Here is a 17,387-nt window from a genome sequence, read left to right on the forward strand (position 1 = left end):
ATCAAAACAACATGAAAATAGTAGAATTATTAGCAAAAGAATTGCAAAACGAGTATCAAATTACCAAAGAATTTATTGCAAGATTCCCTGAGGATAAAACGACATACAAACCTCATGAAAAAAGTATGGACATTACAATGTTGACGAATCATATTGTCGAAATATTTGCTTGGCCAGCTTTGATTTTAACAACTGATAAATTAGATTTTGCTACAGGAGATTACAAACCGACAAGTTTTACTTCTGTGCAAGATTTACAAAAGAAATTAGACGAAGATTACGAAGCGGGTGAAAATTCCTTGAAAAACGCAACGGATGAAGAATTGAATAATAATTGGAAAATTGTTGCTGGTGATACAGTCTTCGCAGATTTTACAAAATATGAAGCAATTCGTCATGCACTAAATCAAATTACACATCACCGCGCTCAATTGGGAGTTTTTTATCGCTTACTTGGAATAGATTTACCTTCGAGTTATGGACCAAGTGCTGATTCTCAAAAGTTTTAAAAAATAAAAAAGACCTCTAATAGAGGTCTTAAAATCATAATTAGTGTTAATTGTATTACTGATCAGTAATATTATTATCTCAATAAATATAACATATATCATATTTAAGCAAATCTAAGTTATGTTTTTTTTAAGAAATATTAACAATTTTATAATATTCGTAGTTAATAATCTATTTTATTGATTTTATCAAAAAAAGACATCTATAAAAGTATCAATTAATGTGAATTCATAAAAAAAGCTTTCGAAATCCTCGAAAGCTTTTTTGTATTTTGACTTTATATTGTTTTAAACAAAAGGAGTTTTTACAACTTCTGCTAATACATTTTTATCACGAATTTGAATTCTAATTGTTGTTCCAACTTTAGCAAAATCTGTATGAACATATGCTAAACCAATTCCTTGTTTCAACATTGGAGACTGCGTTCCTGAAGTCACAATACCGATTGTATTCTCGTTGTCATCTACAACTTTATAATCGTGGCGAGGAATTCCTCTTTCGATCATTTTGAAACCAACTAATTTCTTCTCAACTCCAGCTTCTTTTTGAGCTTTTAAAATATCAGATGAAATAAAATTTGTGTCCAATTTCGTTACCCAACCAAGACCAGCTTCTAATGGAGTTGTATCATCATTGATATCATTTCCGTATAAGCAGTATCCTTTCTCTAAACGCAATGTGTCACGAGAAGCTAAACCGCAAGGCTCAATATCGAAAGATTTTCCAGCTTCCATTACTTTGTCCCACATTTCGTTTGCTTGCTCATTCGCGAAATAAATCTCGAAACCTCCTGAACCAGTGTAACCAGTTGCAGAAATAATCACATTTTCCATACCTGCAAACGTACCAATTGCGAAATGATAGAACGGAATTTCAGCTAAATTAACATCTGTCAACGACTGCATTGCTTCAATTGCTTTTGGACCTTGAATTGCTAACAAAGACATCTCATCAGATTTATTTGTTAACTCTGCACCAAACGTATTGTGTTTGTTCATCCATTCCCAATCTTTATCGATATTAGATGCATTTACAACTGCCATCCATTCATCATCAGAAATTTTATAAATGATTAAATCATCTACAATTCCTCCTTTTTCGTTTGGCATTGCATTATATTGAGCTTGACAAATGGCAACTTTCGTTACATCATTCGTCAATAAGTGTTGTAATAAGTCTGTTGCTTTTTCTCCTTTTACAAAAAATTGTCCCATGTGAGAAACGTCAAAAACACCAACTTTTTCTCGAACAGCAAAGTGTTCTTGGTTAACACCTGCGTATTGCACTGGCATTTCATATCCAGCAAAAGGAACCATTTTCGCACCTAAATCTTTGTGCTTTTGGTTTAATGCAGTTACTTTCATTGTTTGTTTGCTTTGATAAGTTTATAATTCTCCCAAAAATAAGGAATTAATTGTTAGGAAAATTTCTTTAATAGAAGATTATCTAATTTTATGAATAATTTTTAAATTCCCTTCCGTCGCTTTATACGGCTCGAAACGCATAACCGATTTTCCTTTACCAAATTTGTTCATAAACTTTTCGTTTATTTTTCCTGATAATTTCAATGGTTGACAACCTTCGCAAGGAATAATCAAAATGGTATCGTTTGTTTTACCTTTTACTTTTACAATTTCGTACGAATAATCTGTATCCAAACGAGAATTAATAACATTTTCAATTGGTTTATTAAAGCTCTCAATAAAGAAAACGCGTCGATCTTTGTTGCTTCCAATAATAATTGCAGCACCAACTAAAATCAATAAAACGACAATTGATATGGTCAAAATTTTTTTAAAATCCATCTTTTTGGTTAATTCGTAGATTAAAAGTAATAATTCATTCCGAATGAAAAAAATATTCGTTTTATTTCCTATCTTTTTACTTCTATTTACATTGACAATGAATAGTTGTACAAAAGCAAAAATATTAAAAGAAAAACATTCAATTTCATTACAAAATATCCAAAATGGAGATTTGATTTTTGTTGGTGCGCAAACAGAAGAACTTTCGGGCGCGATAAATAGAGTGACAAAAATAAATGACGAAACCAATTTTGATCATGTTGGTTTAATCGAAAAAACTGATGATTCTATTTTTGTTCTACATGCTGCTCCAATGGGCGGATCGCAACGAGAGGAAATTCATCATTTTTACATTTCTCAAACCGAAAAGAATAATAAAATTGTCATTTATCGTCTCAAAAATGAATATCAATATACAATTCCTCATGCAATTGAAAAAGCTAAAACAATGCTCGGAAAACCTTATAATTGGTTATACATTTTGAATGATGACGAATTATATTGTTCAGATTTTGTGGAAAGAGCTTTTCGTGATGATACTATTTTTGAATTGATTCCCATGAATTTCAAAAACAAAGAAACTGGAATTATTGATGATTTTTGGATAGATTTCTATCGTAAAAAAGGAAAAAAAGTTCCGCAAGACGAACCAGGAACAAATCCAAATCAATTGGCAACTTCTAAGAAATTAATTAAGGTTGGTGAGGTGAAGTTTTAAAATGAAACTCTGAAACAAATTCAGAATGATTCATAGAATCTTTATAACAAATAAATTAATTCCTACTTTTACCACATGAAACAAAATATCATTTATAGTATCATTTTCTTTTTCGTGTTATTTGGACTAAAATATTTGTTCGATAAAAGCGATGTGCAAACAATGTTGGTTTATTCGGCAATTGGAACGGTTATCTTTTTTATTTATCGCGTTTTTGTAAGAAAAATGTTGTACAAACAAAAAGACCAAGAAAACTAATTTTCTTGGTCTTTTTTTATTGCTTGCATCGCTTCCTCGATGTGCGTTTCGGCAACATTTGAAACAATGTGTTTGATTAATTTTCCTTGTTTATTGAATACAAAAGTTTCTCTCGGGGTGATTAAACCAAATTTCTTTTTAATTCCCAACAACTTCGACAACTTTGCGCCTTTATCAGAAAGCAACGGAAAGTTTAGTTGATGTTTTGTATAAAACTTTTCGTGAGAAGAAGTTGATTGTCCATTTATTCCGACAATCACAGCATCTAAAGCATTAAAATCTGTATTTACATCACGAAATTGACAGACTTCTTTTGTACACATTGGCGTAAAATTCATTGGATAAAAGAATAAAACAAAATATTTTTTGTACAAAAACTCGTCCGAATTAAACCAATTTCCTTTATTATCCTCCAACGAAAAAGTTGGAATGTGATCGCCTAATTTCATTCGCCTGTGTATTCTACGAAATTACGTGGAGTTTCGTATAAAGTTACTTTCAATTCTAAATCAGTCGCTAATTTTGCTCTAATTTTATTCCAAATCAAAATCACAATATTTTCGGCAGTTGGATTGATAGTTTTAAATTCTTCAATATCAACATTTAGATTTTTATGATCCAAATACTCTTCAACTTCAACCGCGACAATTTTTCGTAATTCGTCCAAATTCATCACAAAACCTGTTTCTGGATCAACTTCACCTTTCACCGCCACAATAATTTCATAATTGTGTCCGTGATAATTTGGGTAAGAACATTTTCCGAAAACTTCAAAATTCTGTTCATCGCTCCAATTCTTGTTAAACAATCGGTGCGCAGCGTTAAAATGTGCTTTTCTGTTGACAGTAACCTTCATCTGTATAAATTTTTATTCTTCGATATACGAAACGTAATGTTCAAAAATTATTTTGAACCAAGCTGTATAATTCTGAGGATTTTTTTCCATATCTTTTTTCAAATCATCCAATTCTACCCAACGATAAGCCATCACTTCATCAGGATTTAGCTTTGGTTCTTCATCAAATGTTCCGATAAAAACATGGTCTAATTCATGCTCAATCAAATCATTTTCTAAATGCGCTTTGTAGATGAAATTGAATTTATATTCTAATTCGCAATCAAATCCCATTTCCTCTTCCAAACGTCTATGCGCCGCTTGTTCGTATGTTTCGTTATCGCGCGGATGACTACAACATGTGTTTGTCCACAACGTTGGCGAATGGTATTTGCTCGCAGCTCGTTGCTGAATCATCAATTCTCCTTTGGAATTGAATACAAAAACAGAAAATGCACGATGCAACAAACCAGCTACATGAGCCTGTTGCTTCTCCATCAATCCTAATTTTTGATCGTCCTGATCAACTAAAACTACAAATTCTTCCATAAAACAAAAATAACCATTTATGTAGGATTAAAAAAGAAGTTCGATTTCTTTGTGTTTAAATTCTCGCAATTCTTGATTGATTTCAATTAGTAAATTTCCTGCTTCATTTACATCTCTAATCATTCCGTCTACTTCTACTCCATCTAATTTAAATTGTGAGATTTCATCTTTTCTAAATAGATTATCTAAATATGTTTGATGAATTTGTTCGAATTTTTTTTGTTCTAAAATTGGATATTCATTTTCGAAATGATGCATTAAATCTGCCAAAATTTCCTCGATGTCATATTCTTTGTCAGTTATTTTTCGAATAGATGTTGCTTTTGGTAAGTGATTAAAGTCAGCTTGATTGACATTAATTCCAATTCCAATCACAGAATTCATTATTCCATTAGAACGATGATTCTCAATTAAAATTCCGCAAACCTTTTTATCATTTAAAATGATATCATTTGGCCATTTTACGTTAGATTTTGGATGAAATTGTTTTAAAAATAGACAAATAACATTCGAAATCCATTCGTTAAAATAAATTAATTCTTGAAAACTATAATCCGTTTTCAGCAAAAAACTAAAGGTTAAATTTTCTCCTGCGACAACTTTCCACTCATTTCCTGCATAACCTTTTCCTTTTGTTTGATTTTTAGCATGTATGACAGTCCAACTATTGGCATCTTTTTTGGACAAATCCACCAAGAACTCATTCGTATTAGGCAAAGAATCAAAACTAATTAAATACATTTTTTTTACTATTTTTATAGAGTGGTTAAAGTTATTTTAAAAAGTTTAAACTTTAATAAGGATTCACTAAATTTGCGAATTACAAAATAAAAGATGATAGATACTCAATATACAAAAGACTTGCTAGATAGCATTGTTGACGGAATTACAAATGTTAAAGGAGAAGAAATTACAATTCTAGATTTACGCGAAATTGAAAATGCATTTTGTCAATACTTCGTTATTTGTACCGGAAACTCGAATACACAAGTTAGTGCTTTAGCAGGTTCGATTGAAAGAACTGTAAAAACAGAAATGTCAGAAAGACCTTTTCATGTAGAAGGAACACAAAACAATCAATGGGTTTTGTTGGACTACACAAATGTTATTGTCCATATTTTCCAAAAAGAATACAGAGAATATTACGATATCGAAAGTCTTTGGGGTGATGCTGTAGAGACGCGTATCGAAATGGAATATTAATCATAACTGAAACCAAAAAAAATTGAAAAAAAATAATTTTAAACCTTCGGGGTTTAATCCTACATGGATATATGCCATTATTGGATTATTGCTGATTGCCTTTCTATTATTTTCTGATAACATTGGAGGTGCCGGCGGAACTACTAAAAATATAGACCGTACGACTTTCCTTTCTTATGTAGAAAAAGGTTACGTAAAAGAAGCCAATCTAGAAAAAGAATCAGGACGTGTAAGTGTATATTTAACGGACGCAGCTCTGAATACTGAAGAATTTAAAAAGTTTAAAAAATCAAACGAAACTTTAAATCCTTTTGCTACAGGTACTCCAAACTTTATTTTCAATGTTGCTGATGCAGGAAATTTTGAAAAAGATTTTTATGCTAACGTAGAAAAGAGTCCAAATAAAACTGCCGTTCTTAACACACAAATTTCAAATGGTTTTGGAAGTTTGTTTATGAATCTTTTCATTTCATTAATTTTCTTCGGATTAATCTACTTCTTACTATTTAGACGAATGGGCGGAGGCGGATCTGCTGGAGGTGGCGGAGGAATTTTCTCTGTCGGAAAATCGAAAGCGAAATTATTTGAAGGTGATGATCATATCAAAACAACTTTCAAAGATGTTGCAGGTTTAGAAGGTGCAAAAGAAGAAATCGAAGAAATCGTTGAATTCTTGAAACACCCAGAAAAATTCACAAAATTAGGTGGACGTATCCCTAAAGGAGCCTTATTAGTAGGACCTCCAGGTACAGGTAAAACCTTATTAGCAAAAGCTGTTGCTGGAGAAGCGAAAGTGCCTTTCTTCTCATTATCAGGATCAGATTTCGTAGAAATGTTTGTGGGAGTTGGTGCATCTCGTGTACGTGACTTATTCAAAAATGCAAAAGAAAAATCTCCTTCAATTATCTTTATTGATGAGATTGATGCAATTGGTCGTGCACGTGGAAAATCAAACTTTACAGGTTCTAATGACGAACGCGAAAATACATTAAACCAATTATTAACAGAAATGGATGGTTTCGGAACAGAATCTAACGTAATTGTGATTGCTGCAACAAACCGTGCTGATGTATTGGATAAAGCATTGATGCGTCCAGGTCGTTTTGACCGTATTATTCACGTTGATTTACCTGAATTAAACGAACGTAAAGAAATCTTCGCGGTTCACTTACGTCCATTAAAATTAGGTGAAGATGTTGAAATCGAATTTTTAGCAAAACAAACGCCAGGTTTCTCTGGTGCAGATATTTTCAATGTTTGTAATGAAGCCGCTTTAGTTGCTGCTCGTAAAAACAAAGACGTTGTAGAAAAACAAGACTTTTTAGACGCTGTTGACCGTATTATTGGTGGATTAGAGAAAAAAAGTAAAGTGATTAAACCTTCTGAGAAAAAACGTATCGCTTATCACGAAGCTGGTCACGCGACAATTGGTTGGTTAACAGAACACGCTGCGCCATTGGTAAAAGTAACTATCGTTCCTCGTGGACGTTCGTTAGGTGCCGCTTGGTATTTGCCAGAAGAAAGACAAATTACAACGACAGAACAATTGTTAGACGAAATGTGTATGACAATGGGTGGTCGTGCTGCTGAGGAAGTTGTTTTCAATAATATTTCTACAGGTGCATTAAGTGATTTGGAAAAAGTTACAAAACAAGCTTCTGCAATGGTTAGTATTTACGGATTGAACAAAGAAGTTGGTAATGTTTCTTATTACGATTCATCTGGACAAAATGAATATGGTTTCAGCAAGCCTTATTCAGAACAAACTGCTCAGGTAATTGATAAAGAGGTAAAAACAATGATCGAAGCTCAATATGATAGAGCAAAAGATATTTTACGTGAACATCGCGATCAATTAGATGTTTTAGCTCAAAAATTAATTGAGAAAGAGGTGATCTTTAGAGAAGATTTGGAAGAAATTTTCGGACCAAGAAAATTTGTAAACGAATTAGATCAAATCGAAGAAAAACAAGAGGAAGCTATAGAAGCTGGTTCAGAACAAGTTGTTCAACCAGAATCTGGAAATGATATTTAATCAAATTCATTCAAAATAATAGAAAAAATCGTCCTATTTGGACGATTTTTTTTTTACTTCTTATTATATTGTTAAAATTTATTACCTTTAGGCTGAAATTGTATTAAACCGTACAAAAATCATAAGTTCCCATGTGGAAAGCAATTAAAAACCTACTTAAAAAAGCAACAGAGAAATCTGAGAATAAAGACGATGATAATCATATTGATTTATTTCATCCAAATTATTCTGAGGATAATATTTCTATGGATGAAGTTTTTGCGACAAACTTCAACGCTGGTGGTGGTCACTTTTTATTCTGCGATAACAATCAAGAAGCTTTTCAGAACTTAAAAGAAATTATCAATTACGAAAATGTAACTGAGTTAATTTGTCTTGATCCAAAGCTTCAAGAGATGTTAACAACTAATCAAATCCCGTTTGTAGTTAATCCTTGCGATTCTCGTTACACGCTTAGTTTTCTTAGTTGCGAGTTCTTAATTGCCTTTGATGGTAGTATTATGTTATCTGCACATCAAACTTGTGGAAGAAATATAGATGATTTTCCATCAAATTTTATTATCTATGCACGCCCATCGCAATTAGTAGAAAATGTGGGAGCGGCATTACAGAAATTACGAACATTAAAAAAAGACAACCTACCATCTAAAATAACTTCTATTCGAGGGAAAAACATGCACAAATTTCCTAATATACAGAATGCGAAGAATATTTATTTGTTATTGGTTGAAGAATAGCTATGAAAAATTTAGCAATTAGAGCATTTTCGGGACTTATTTATGCACTTGTAATATTTTTCGGAACAACAATACATCCAAAAGGTTTAATCGTTTTAATGATGGTTTTTGGACTTTTTTGTTTGTACGAATTCTTTAAAATCACCAATCTTACCAATAAACTTTATCAATTAGGTTCACTTTTAGCTGCTTTAGTTGTATTTGGATATTATGGGAAAGAGTTTTTACAAGCCTTTGAAACTACAAATCACTACTATTTTTATTTACGAAGTTTATATTTCATTATACCTGTTTTATTTATTTTTAGTATTTATGTTATTTTCAAATCAACAAATGAGTTATTGAATGATTTTGGTAAAGCTACTTTAGGTTTAACCTACGTCATCGCTCCTTTCGCTATTGCACTTACTCTACCAAGTTTTGATTATAGTTTAGGTGAAAAAGTAATGCACTACGAAGTATTTTTTGTTTTCTTATTACTTTGGTGCAGCGATACATTTGCTTATTTAACAGGAAACTTAATCGGAAAACACAAATTAGCACCAAAAATTTCTGGAGCTAAAACGTGGGAAGGCTTTTTTGGTGGAATTATTTTCACTTTATTAACTGGATTTTTTATTCAGAAATATTTTGGAGAAAACTTACATGGTAATTGGATGATTATAGGTTTAATCGTTGCTGCATTAGGACCTTTAGGTGACTTAACAGAATCTAAATTGAAACGTTTTTTCAATGTAAAAGACAGCAGCAATTTAATTCCGGGTCATGGTGGTTTTTTAGATCGATTAGATAGTTTTATATTTGTCACACCATTTGTTTATTTATATTATTTATTAGTATATACTTTATGAAACTTCACAGAGAAGGAACTGCAATTTTGATAGGTTGCTTAATTTTATTTGCAATCGCTACAGGAGTATTACATTACTTTTTTCCTGTTTATGGTCTTTTATTCGCTTTACCATTATGGATTCTTTATGGATTTGTCGTTTGGTTTTTTAGAAATCCAATTCGTGAATCAGATTCATCTGAAAATTGTGTTATTGCGCCGGTAGATGGAAAAGTAGTTGTATTAGAAGAAGTATATGAAAGTGAATTTTTGAATCAAAAATGTATTCAATTATCTATTTTCATGACGCCACTTAATGTACACGTAACACGTTATCCTGTGAATGGTAAGGTTATTTATTCTAAATATCATCCAGGGAAATTTTTGGTAGCATTTCATCCTAAATCATCAGAGTTAAACGAAAGAACAACTGTTGTTGTAGAAAATACAGATCATACAAAAGTTCTTTTTAGACAAATTGCTGGTGCTGTTGCGAGAAGAATTGTTTGCTACAGTAAAGAGAATGATACAGCTGTTGCTGGTAAAGAATATGGTTTTATCAAATTCGGATCTCGTGTAGATATCTTTTTACCACTTGATACTGAAATCAATGTAAAGGTTGGAGATAAAACAAAAGGTGGAATTCAGAAAATTGCACAATTGAAATAAATCAGTTAGTTGAACTCAATGTTTTTAACTAATTTTGTCAAAACAATTATAACAATATATTCATACAATAAATTTTGTACGTCATGAAAAAATTAATTCTTTTAGTAGCTGTTGCTGCATTTGCTACATCTTGTAACTCTAAAGCAGGTGTAAACCATGGTGTACTTCCTGTAGTTCACGAACCAGCTACTGCTGAAGAAATGCACCACAAGTCTGAAGCTGCTCACGAAGGTCATGCAAAACATGAAGAAGCTGTTGAAGAAAAACATGAGGAAGTAAAAGATTCTACAAAAACTGTAGAAACTCCGAAAGTTGAGAAAAAAGATACTGTAAAAGCTGGTCATTAAGATTCAGCTTTTTTTGTTTTTATAGATTTATAATCAGTTTATCATCACCTATTAAATAATTTTTATTTTTAGGGCGAATATAAAATGAACGTGAAGAAGAGTTGTTTTCAGAAATGATTGATAATATCTCTTGATAAGTAAAAAAACTTGCATCAATTGCAATTTCATTATTTGATAAAGATTTGAAATCTGATTTCTTATCAATCCAAAATAAATTTTCTGCTTTTACTTCTATTTTAGAAGTATTATTAGATGAATGTAAAGAAAATTTAAATAATTGAATTAAATATTTAATCAAAATTCCCGAACGTAAAAGTTGATAATGCAACCAATTTTTTTGATAATATTTCGCCAAGAAAATCATCATGGCTTCAAAAAAATGTTTGTAATATTTTTTATCCTTTTTCGTACTTTCTCCTTTGTAATGTAAAACCGTTATATCTCCTTTATAATAATTTTTATAACCAGCTAATTCTGCACTAAAAGACAAATCTATATCTTCTCCGTACATAAAATAACGCGGATCAAATCCTCCAATTTCTTGATAGATTTTTTTCGTAGTAAACATAAAAGCACCAACTAAAATTTCGCAAGGAGCAACTTCAAATTCACCAACTTCTAATTTGTAATAATTATTTTTCTTTGAATGATTAAATCGACTATACAACTTAGAAAATGAATTTTTAGCTGTCGGAATATTTCGTTTAGATTCTGGATGAAAATTGCCGTTTGTATCTATCATTCGTACTCCCACAAAACCTATTTTTTCTTTCGACTGATGAAATTCAATCAAAGATTCGAATAAATTCTCTGGAATAATTGTATCTGGATTAAGAATTAGGATATATTCTCCCAAAGCATTCTCAACCCCAATATTATTCGCTTTTGCAAAACCAAGATTCTCTTTTTGAAATAAAAAGTTTACAATAGGAAAAGTTTTTTTTAGGAATGTAAAATCAATTTCCGATGAATTATTATCAATTACAATTATTTCGCCATCTACATTTTTCAAAGCCTCCTGACACGAATCAAGACAAAGCTCTAAATGTTTTGGCGCATTATAACTAACAATAATTATCGATAATTTCATCTAAAATTTATTTTCTGAATACGGGATTCGATGTTGTATAGAACGAACCAGCGTCGCTTCGTCTGCATATTCTAACTCATCTCCTACACCAAGACCTCGTGCAATGGTAGAAAAAATAATTTCGGCATTCTTTAATTGTCGGTACAAATAGAAAACAGTTGTATCTCCTTCCATTGTCGAACTTAAAGCAAAAATTATTTCCTTCACATTTTCATTTTGAACACGATCAACCAACGTTTGAATATTCAATTGACCAGGTCCAATGCCTTCCATTGGAGAAATCTTTCCTCCTAAAACGTGATATTGTCCTTTAAATTGTCCTGTGTTTTCAATTGCCATCACATCGCGTACATCTTCTACCACACAAATTATAGTTTCTTCTCGCAATGGATTGTTGCAAATATCACAAACCTCATCATCAGAAATCGTATGACAATGTTGACAATATTTAACATCATTCACCAAATGAGAAAGCGCTTCGGACAAAGCCGTCGTTTGAGATTTGGGACTATTTAACATATGTAAAACAAGTCGCAAAGCTGTTCTCTTTCCTATTCCTGGCAAATTTGACATTTCTTCTACAGCTCGCTCTAAAACCTTGCTTGGGTAATTCATTCGTTCAAAAAATTATAGACAACAAATTTACAATTTTATCTTCGGAAAATTAATCTATCATCATTCACTCAAAAATATTAAATTTGGGCTTATTTACTAAATAAATTATGAACTCAACAATTTTACTACTTTGTGTTATCGTATACTTTGTAGGACTTTTAGTGATCTCTTACTTCACCAGTCGAAATTCTGACAATCAATCTTTTTTTAACGGAAACAAAAAAAGTAAATGGTGGTTAGTGGCTTTCGGAATGATTGGAACAAGTCTTAGTGGCGTTACTTTTATTTCGGTTCCGGGAACGGTCGGAAAATTAACTGGTTCCGAATATATTTACGGAGGATTCGAGTATTATATGATGGTAATCGGATTTTTTCTTGGTTATTTTATCGTCGCGGGTGTATTACTTCCGCTCTATTACCGAATGAATCTGACCTCGATTTACACCTATTTAGGAAAACGTTTCAATGTTGAAGCGCATAAAATAGGATCGGTTTTCTTTATTATTTCACGTGGAATTGGCGCAACAGCACGTTTATATTTAGTTGTAAATGTGTTACAAATATTTTTGTTAGACAATTTAGGCGTACCATTTTGGGCAACAACATTTGTGTTATTATTAATGATTTTATTGTACACGTTTGAAGGTGGAGTAAAAACAATTGTTGTAACCGACACTTTACAAACATCATTTATGATCATTAGTTTGATTGCTTGTATTTGGTTTATCCTTTCTCATCTTAACTTATCTGTTGGTGAAGCTTACGATATGATGCAAGCCAAAAATTATACGCATTTCATTAATCTTGATCCAAATTCGAAAACTTATTTCTTAAAAACAATTTTGGGCGGAATGTTTATCACAATTGCAATGACTGGTCTTGACCAAGAAATGATGCAAAAAAATATTTCGGTTGATAATCTTCAAAACTCGAAAAAGAATATGTTGACGTTTGCTGGAACATTATTGATTGTAAATTTAGCCTTCTTATTTTTGGGCGGATTGCTTTATTTATACGCTATGAGCGAAGGTGGTTTTTATACTGCTGATGGTTTCTTTATGGAACAAGGCGGGCAAAATATTATGGGTGATGATATGTTTCCTGCGCTTTCGCTTTTAGGACATCATTTCCCAATGATTATTTCTGTGATTTTTATTATCGGATTAATTTCTGCCTTATTTCCTTCTGCGGATGGTGCTTTAACAGCGGTTACAAGTTCATATTGTGTCGATTTATTAAACATCAACGAAGACAAAGAAAAGTCAGAAAAAGAGAAGAAAAAGATTCGTATTCGTGTTCACTTGATTTTCACGGTAGTTTTCTTTATCTTGATTATGGTTTTCAAAGCGATTAACAACAAATCCATTGTTTATCTTGTGATGGAAATTGCAGGTTATACTTATGGACCATTATTGGGATTGTTTGCTTTCGGAATTTTAACGAAACGTAACATTTACAAAAAATATTCAATTATTACAGTTGCGATTTTAGCGCCTATTTTTACCTATATCATCAACGAATTAGTGATCAATTTTACCGATTACAAAATTGGTGTTGAATTAATCATTCTGAATGGTTTATTAACTTTTATCGGTCTATGGTTGGTAAGTTCTAATCGTCAAAAAGAAACAATTATTCATTCATAATCAGAACAATTAACACTCTACAACTATGAAAAAAATCGCCATTATTGGAGCAGGAAATTTAGGAATTTCTATAACAGAGGGTTTAATTAAGAATAAAGCATTCGATCCAAATCAAATTATCGCTACAAGAAATAATTTGAATCAAATTGAACATCTTAAAAAGCTTGGTGTAACGATTACAAATGATAATCATTTTGCTGTAAAAGAAGCTGATTATATTCTGTTGTGTGTAAAACCGTACAAAGTGGAAGAAGTTTTGACGCAATTAAAAGACAATTTTACGACCAATAAAATATTAATTTCAGTTGCAACAGGAATTTCATTGCAAACGTATCAAAATATTTTATCACAAGGTATGTCAATTTTTCGTGCAATGCCTAATACAGCTGCTTCTGTGGAAGAATCGATTACATGTATTTGTGGAAATTCGAAAGATGAAAACATTTTAAATGAAATCAAAACGATTTTCAATCCAATTGGCGAAACAGTTGTTATAAATGAGGAGTTGATGAATGCAGCGACTGTAATTGGCGCTTGCGGAATTGCTTATGTTTTACGATTTATAAGAGCAATGATTCAAGGTGGAATCGAAATTGGATTTGACACACAAACTGCTACAAAAATTGTGACACAAACTGTAAAAGGAGCTGCTGAATTATTAATAGAAAACGGTTTGCATCCAGAACAAGAAATTGATAAAGTGACGACACCAAAAGGTTGTACGATTGCTGGATTAAATGAAATGGAACATCAAGGATTTAGTTCTGCTTTAATAAAAGGAATTAAAACTTCTTTTGATAAAATATAATTATGGAAAAGAAATTAAAATTAATCTGGGATTTTTATGGTCCCGATGCTATACCAACTGCAAAACATCATGCAGTTCACCTGAAACAATACGCAGAAAAAGAAAAGTTACAAAGTACATTTTCTGAATTTGTAGAGGTTGAACCAGAATATGCAGTTGCTTATTTGGTGGTGGTAGAATCTGAAATGATACAAGTTCGTGACGCTTTGATACCTCATCGTGGCGAATGGCATGTGGAAGAAGAATAAATAAAAAAGACGAAGTTTTGCTTCGTCTTTTTTATTGTTTTAAAAATCGCATAAAATCTCCTCCCCAATTGTAGTGATTTATGTTCTACGATTTTTTTGCCCTACAAAAAAGGATTATTTTTGTTCAAATTTTTATAAACAAACAATGACACTTCAAGAACTTCAAACACAAGTACAACAAACAAGGAGAGATATTTTGAGAATGGTACATGCCGTAAATAGTGGACACCCAGGTGGATCATTAGGTTGTGCAGAATATTTTGCTGCATTATACGGTAAAATCATGACTTACTCTACAGACTTCTCTATGGACGGAAAGGGAGAAGATTTATTCTTCTTATCAAATGGTCACATTTCACCAGTTTTCTACAGCACATTGGCTCGTTCAGGATTTTTCCCAGTTAGCGAATTAGCTACATTCAGAAAATTAGATTCTCGTTTACAAGGTCACCCAACAACACACGAAGGTTTACCTGGAATTCGTATCGCTTCTGGATCTTTAGGACAAGGTTTATCAGTTGCTTTAGGTGCTGCTCAAGCAAAAAAATTAAACAACGACGATAAATTAGTTTACACATTACATGGTGACGGTGAATTACAAGAAGGTCAAGTCTGGGAAGCTTTTATGTATGCTGCTGGTAAAAAAGTGGATAATGTAATTGCAACGATTGACTACAATGGTCGTCAAATTGATGGTGATACAGACCACGTTTTACCATTAGGAGATTTGAAAGCTAAATTAGAAGCTTTTGGATGGATTGTTTTAGAAGAAAAAGATGGAAATAACTTAGAAAAAGTAATTGCTATTTTAGAAGAAGCTAAAACATTAACAGGAAACGGAAAACCAGTTTCAATTTTATTACACACAGAAATGGGTAATGGAGTTGATTATATGATGGGAAGCCACTCTTGGCACGGAAAAGCGCCTAACGATGAGCAATTAGCATTTGCATTAGAGCAAAATCCTGAAACTGAATTGACAGATTATTAATAATTTGAATACAACCACAATACTATGAAAACGTTATTTTATTCTATACTTACGCTTTGTTCTTTGACAGCCTTTGGGCAGGAAAAAACATATTCTTTTGACAAAAAAGTATCGTACAAAATCAATTTACCAGAAGAATATCAAACTTATTTGGATGGTCAAAAAGATTTATCTTTTGTAACCTATATTTCTAAAGACGCTGTTTTAGGAACTTCGGAAGGAGGTCCTTACACTTCAGGAAGCTTCAGTAAAGATGCTTTCTTTATCAACAACAGCAAGTTTTTCGAAGTCTATGCCAATTCATTAGAAAATCAATTATCGATAAAAGCACCTTATTATTATGAAGGCATGTCGGATGATAGTTTAAAACCTTATTCGGATAATTTGTTCGAGAAATTTATTTCAGTTAAAAATCTAAATTCATCTACAACGATCAATGGATACAAGTGTAATGAATACGAATTAACATCTAAAACAGATTTCGAAACAAAATCTTCTACATTATGTGTTGATGAAAAAAATGCAATTAATAACGTTGCGATTATGTTTCCTCAAACAAAACTGAAAGGTCTTTTGATACGATATGACGCAGGAGATTTTAATGGATTAACAATTCAAAATATTGCAAATTCTAACGTAAAAGTAACTTTTGATGAGAAAAAAGAAATCGAAAGTTTTACTAACGAATTGGCAAAAAAGAAACAAGAATACGAGAACATGATGTCGTCTGTAGATACAGCTTATGCAGCGGAAGCGGCTTATTCACCAGACAATCGTTACGAGGATCCTATTGTTAATTATTACAATTATCAAACATCAGAAAGTGATAACGTAAATAGTCTTTTTGGGACTGTTGCTTCATTAAATTATAGTTTGATTTATAATGATAGCGATTATGATGGAAATCCTGATATCGAGCGTTCTAAAGCTTTGGCAGCTGCTCAAGGTTCTACAAATCAATTGGTAAAACAATTCAAAAAGAATAAATTAGCAAACAAAAGCGAAGTAAAAGAATTAAATAACCTTTTCAAAACGTATTTCGATGATGCTAAAAAGTTTAAATTAACAGAAGTTTCAACAGATTATGATGAAGCGGCTGTAGCAGTAGATTCTGCTGTTGCTGCAACAGAAGTTAGTTTAGCCGAATATTATGATCCTTATACATCTGCTTACAAAACGACAGATATTAGCAAAATCGATTTAGCAATCGACAATCCAGACGTTCAAGATTTCATGAAAGTTGCACCAGAACATTGCAAAAACTTGAAAGCTAAAATTCCGACTTTTACAGATAAAGATTTAGGAAATTTGGTTTACAATTACGCAGGACAAGTGTGCGATATGTACATTTATCAAAGCGGAAGTGTTGCTCTTTCGGGAACAATTGATGCAATAAGAAAAAGTGTTTTAGAAATCAATAACAAATATGATAAACTGAAAAAAGAAGACAAAGATAAGTTAACTACTTTCTTAAATTCTTTGGATTAATACTTA

Annotated in this window: 22 protein-coding genes; 14 read left to right on the forward strand and 8 right to left on the reverse strand. The window is 31.8% G+C overall.

From position 1 onward, the window contains the following. The first annotated feature begins 11 nt into the window (after positions 1–11). On the forward strand, positions 12–509 hold the full coding sequence (locus N5E64_RS07940; RefSeq protein ID WP_280036904.1) for a DinB family protein: 498 nt from the start codon (positions 12–14) through the stop codon (positions 507–509). Positions 510–797: 288 nt separating this feature from the next. Here N5E64_RS07940 and gcvT read toward each other — a convergent pair whose 3' ends face one another. Both gcvT and N5E64_RS07950 read right to left on the reverse strand, forming a co-directional pair. Continuing rightward, positions 798–1,874, reverse strand: coding sequence for a glycine cleavage system aminomethyltransferase GcvT (gene gcvT / locus N5E64_RS07945; protein WP_280036906.1), 1,077 nt, complete (start codon positions 1,872–1,874; stop codon positions 798–800). Positions 1,875–1,952: 78 nt separating this feature from the next. Beyond that, complete coding sequence (locus tag N5E64_RS07950) at positions 1,953–2,315, reverse strand: hypothetical protein (protein ID WP_219033679.1); 363 nt, start codon at positions 2,313–2,315, stop codon at positions 1,953–1,955. A 43-nt stretch (positions 2,316–2,358) separates the two neighbouring features. Here N5E64_RS07950 and N5E64_RS07955 point away from each other — a divergent pair, with 43 nt between their 5' ends. Both N5E64_RS07955 and N5E64_RS07960 read left to right on the forward strand, forming a co-directional pair. After that, complete coding sequence (locus N5E64_RS07955) at positions 2,359–3,033, forward strand: YiiX/YebB-like N1pC/P60 family cysteine hydrolase (RefSeq protein ID WP_257467987.1); 675 nt, start codon at positions 2,359–2,361, stop codon at positions 3,031–3,033. A gap of 75 nt (positions 3,034–3,108) precedes the next feature. Beyond that, positions 3,109–3,291, forward strand: a complete 183-nt coding sequence (locus N5E64_RS07960; protein ID WP_115001584.1) for a hypothetical protein — start codon at positions 3,109–3,111, stop codon at positions 3,289–3,291. On the opposite strand, the gene N5E64_RS07965 is transcribed toward N5E64_RS07960, so the two are convergent. From N5E64_RS07965 to N5E64_RS07980, 4 genes are read right to left on the reverse strand one after another with little or no spacing between them, the layout of a single operon-like run. Beyond that, positions 3,288–3,740 (reverse strand): peroxiredoxin, encoded by a 453-nt coding sequence (locus N5E64_RS07965; RefSeq protein ID WP_115001585.1) that lies wholly within the window; start codon positions 3,738–3,740, stop codon positions 3,288–3,290. The two genes, N5E64_RS07960 and N5E64_RS07965, sit on opposite strands and share 4 nt — an antisense overlap. Then, positions 3,737–4,147 (reverse strand): 6-carboxytetrahydropterin synthase, encoded by a 411-nt coding sequence (locus N5E64_RS07970; RefSeq protein ID WP_280036913.1) that lies wholly within the window; start codon positions 4,145–4,147, stop codon positions 3,737–3,739. Before N5E64_RS07970 ends, N5E64_RS07965 begins: the two co-directional genes overlap by 4 nt. Positions 4,148–4,159: 12 nt before the next feature. After that, positions 4,160–4,675 (reverse strand): isopentenyl-diphosphate Delta-isomerase, encoded by a 516-nt coding sequence (gene idi / locus N5E64_RS07975; protein ID WP_280036915.1) that lies wholly within the window; start codon positions 4,673–4,675, stop codon positions 4,160–4,162. Between the two features lie 27 nt (positions 4,676–4,702). Next, on the reverse strand, positions 4,703–5,416 hold the full coding sequence (locus N5E64_RS07980; RefSeq protein ID WP_280036916.1) for a biotin--[acetyl-CoA-carboxylase] ligase: 714 nt from the start codon (positions 5,414–5,416) through the stop codon (positions 4,703–4,705). 93 nt (positions 5,417–5,509) lie between these two features. Between N5E64_RS07980 and rsfS the strand changes: the two genes are divergently transcribed. From rsfS to N5E64_RS08010, 6 genes are all read left to right on the forward strand, one after another. Further along, positions 5,510–5,878: a ribosome silencing factor gene (gene rsfS / locus N5E64_RS07985; RefSeq protein ID WP_038331822.1), complete on the forward strand. Its 369-nt coding sequence runs from the start codon at positions 5,510–5,512 to the stop codon at positions 5,876–5,878. Positions 5,879–5,900: 22 nt separating this feature from the next. Next, positions 5,901–7,913, forward strand: a complete 2,013-nt coding sequence (gene ftsH, locus N5E64_RS07990; protein ID WP_280036918.1) for an ATP-dependent zinc metalloprotease FtsH — start codon at positions 5,901–5,903, stop codon at positions 7,911–7,913. 131 nt (positions 7,914–8,044) lie between these two features. Beyond that, positions 8,045–8,650, forward strand: coding sequence for a hypothetical protein (locus N5E64_RS07995; protein WP_280036921.1), 606 nt, complete (start codon positions 8,045–8,047; stop codon positions 8,648–8,650). Positions 8,651–8,652: 2 nt separating this feature from the next. Next, on the forward strand, positions 8,653–9,501 hold the full coding sequence (locus N5E64_RS08000) for a phosphatidate cytidylyltransferase (RefSeq protein ID WP_125350512.1): 849 nt from the start codon (positions 8,653–8,655) through the stop codon (positions 9,499–9,501). Continuing rightward, a complete protein-coding gene (locus N5E64_RS08005) occupies positions 9,498–10,148 on the forward strand; it encodes a phosphatidylserine decarboxylase family protein (protein WP_125350513.1) in 651 nt (216 codons plus the stop codon). Before N5E64_RS08000 ends, N5E64_RS08005 begins: the two co-directional genes overlap by 4 nt. 83 nt (positions 10,149–10,231) lie before the next feature. After that, positions 10,232–10,495: a hypothetical protein gene (locus tag N5E64_RS08010; RefSeq protein ID WP_115001599.1), complete on the forward strand. Its 264-nt coding sequence runs from the start codon at positions 10,232–10,234 to the stop codon at positions 10,493–10,495. Positions 10,496–10,514: 19 nt separating this feature from the next. Here the strand turns inward: N5E64_RS08010 and N5E64_RS08015 are convergent, their stop codons facing one another. Together N5E64_RS08015 and recR are read right to left on the reverse strand one after the other, a co-directional pair. Then, positions 10,515–11,585, reverse strand: coding sequence for a glycosyltransferase family 2 protein (locus N5E64_RS08015; protein ID WP_280036928.1), 1,071 nt, complete (start codon positions 11,583–11,585; stop codon positions 10,515–10,517). Beyond that, entirely contained in the window at positions 11,586–12,200 is a 615-nt protein-coding gene (recR, locus tag N5E64_RS08020) for a recombination mediator RecR (protein ID WP_280036931.1), read from the reverse strand. A gap of 107 nt (positions 12,201–12,307) precedes the next feature. On the opposite strand from recR, the gene N5E64_RS08025 reads away from it, so the two are divergent. The 5 genes from N5E64_RS08025 to N5E64_RS08045 all read left to right on the forward strand — a co-directional run bounded on the left by N5E64_RS08025 (position 12,308) and on the right by N5E64_RS08045 (position 17,381). Beyond that, complete coding sequence (locus tag N5E64_RS08025) at positions 12,308–13,846, forward strand: sodium:solute symporter (RefSeq protein ID WP_280036932.1); 1,539 nt, start codon at positions 12,308–12,310, stop codon at positions 13,844–13,846. Between the two features lie 25 nt (positions 13,847–13,871). Then, positions 13,872–14,654 carry a pyrroline-5-carboxylate reductase gene (gene proC, locus N5E64_RS08030; RefSeq protein WP_038331802.1) on the forward strand — a complete coding sequence of 261 codons (783 nt, stop codon included), beginning with the start codon at positions 13,872–13,874 and terminating at the stop codon, positions 14,652–14,654. Positions 14,655–14,656: 2 nt separating this feature from the next. Next, on the forward strand, positions 14,657–14,902 hold the full coding sequence (locus tag N5E64_RS08035) for a hypothetical protein (protein ID WP_038331800.1): 246 nt from the start codon (positions 14,657–14,659) through the stop codon (positions 14,900–14,902). Positions 14,903–15,047: 145 nt separating this feature from the next. After that, entirely contained in the window at positions 15,048–15,893 is an 846-nt protein-coding gene (locus N5E64_RS08040; RefSeq protein WP_280036936.1) for a transketolase, read from the forward strand. A gap of 24 nt (positions 15,894–15,917) precedes the next feature. After that, on the forward strand, positions 15,918–17,381 hold the full coding sequence (locus tag N5E64_RS08045; RefSeq protein ID WP_280036938.1) for a hypothetical protein: 1,464 nt from the start codon (positions 15,918–15,920) through the stop codon (positions 17,379–17,381). Positions 17,382–17,387: the final 6 nt, after the last annotated feature.

The sequence above is a fragment of the Empedobacter sp. GD03739 genome (genome assembly GCF_029843245.1).
Classification (GTDB): domain Bacteria; phylum Bacteroidota; class Bacteroidia; order Flavobacteriales; family Weeksellaceae; genus Empedobacter; species Empedobacter falsenii_B.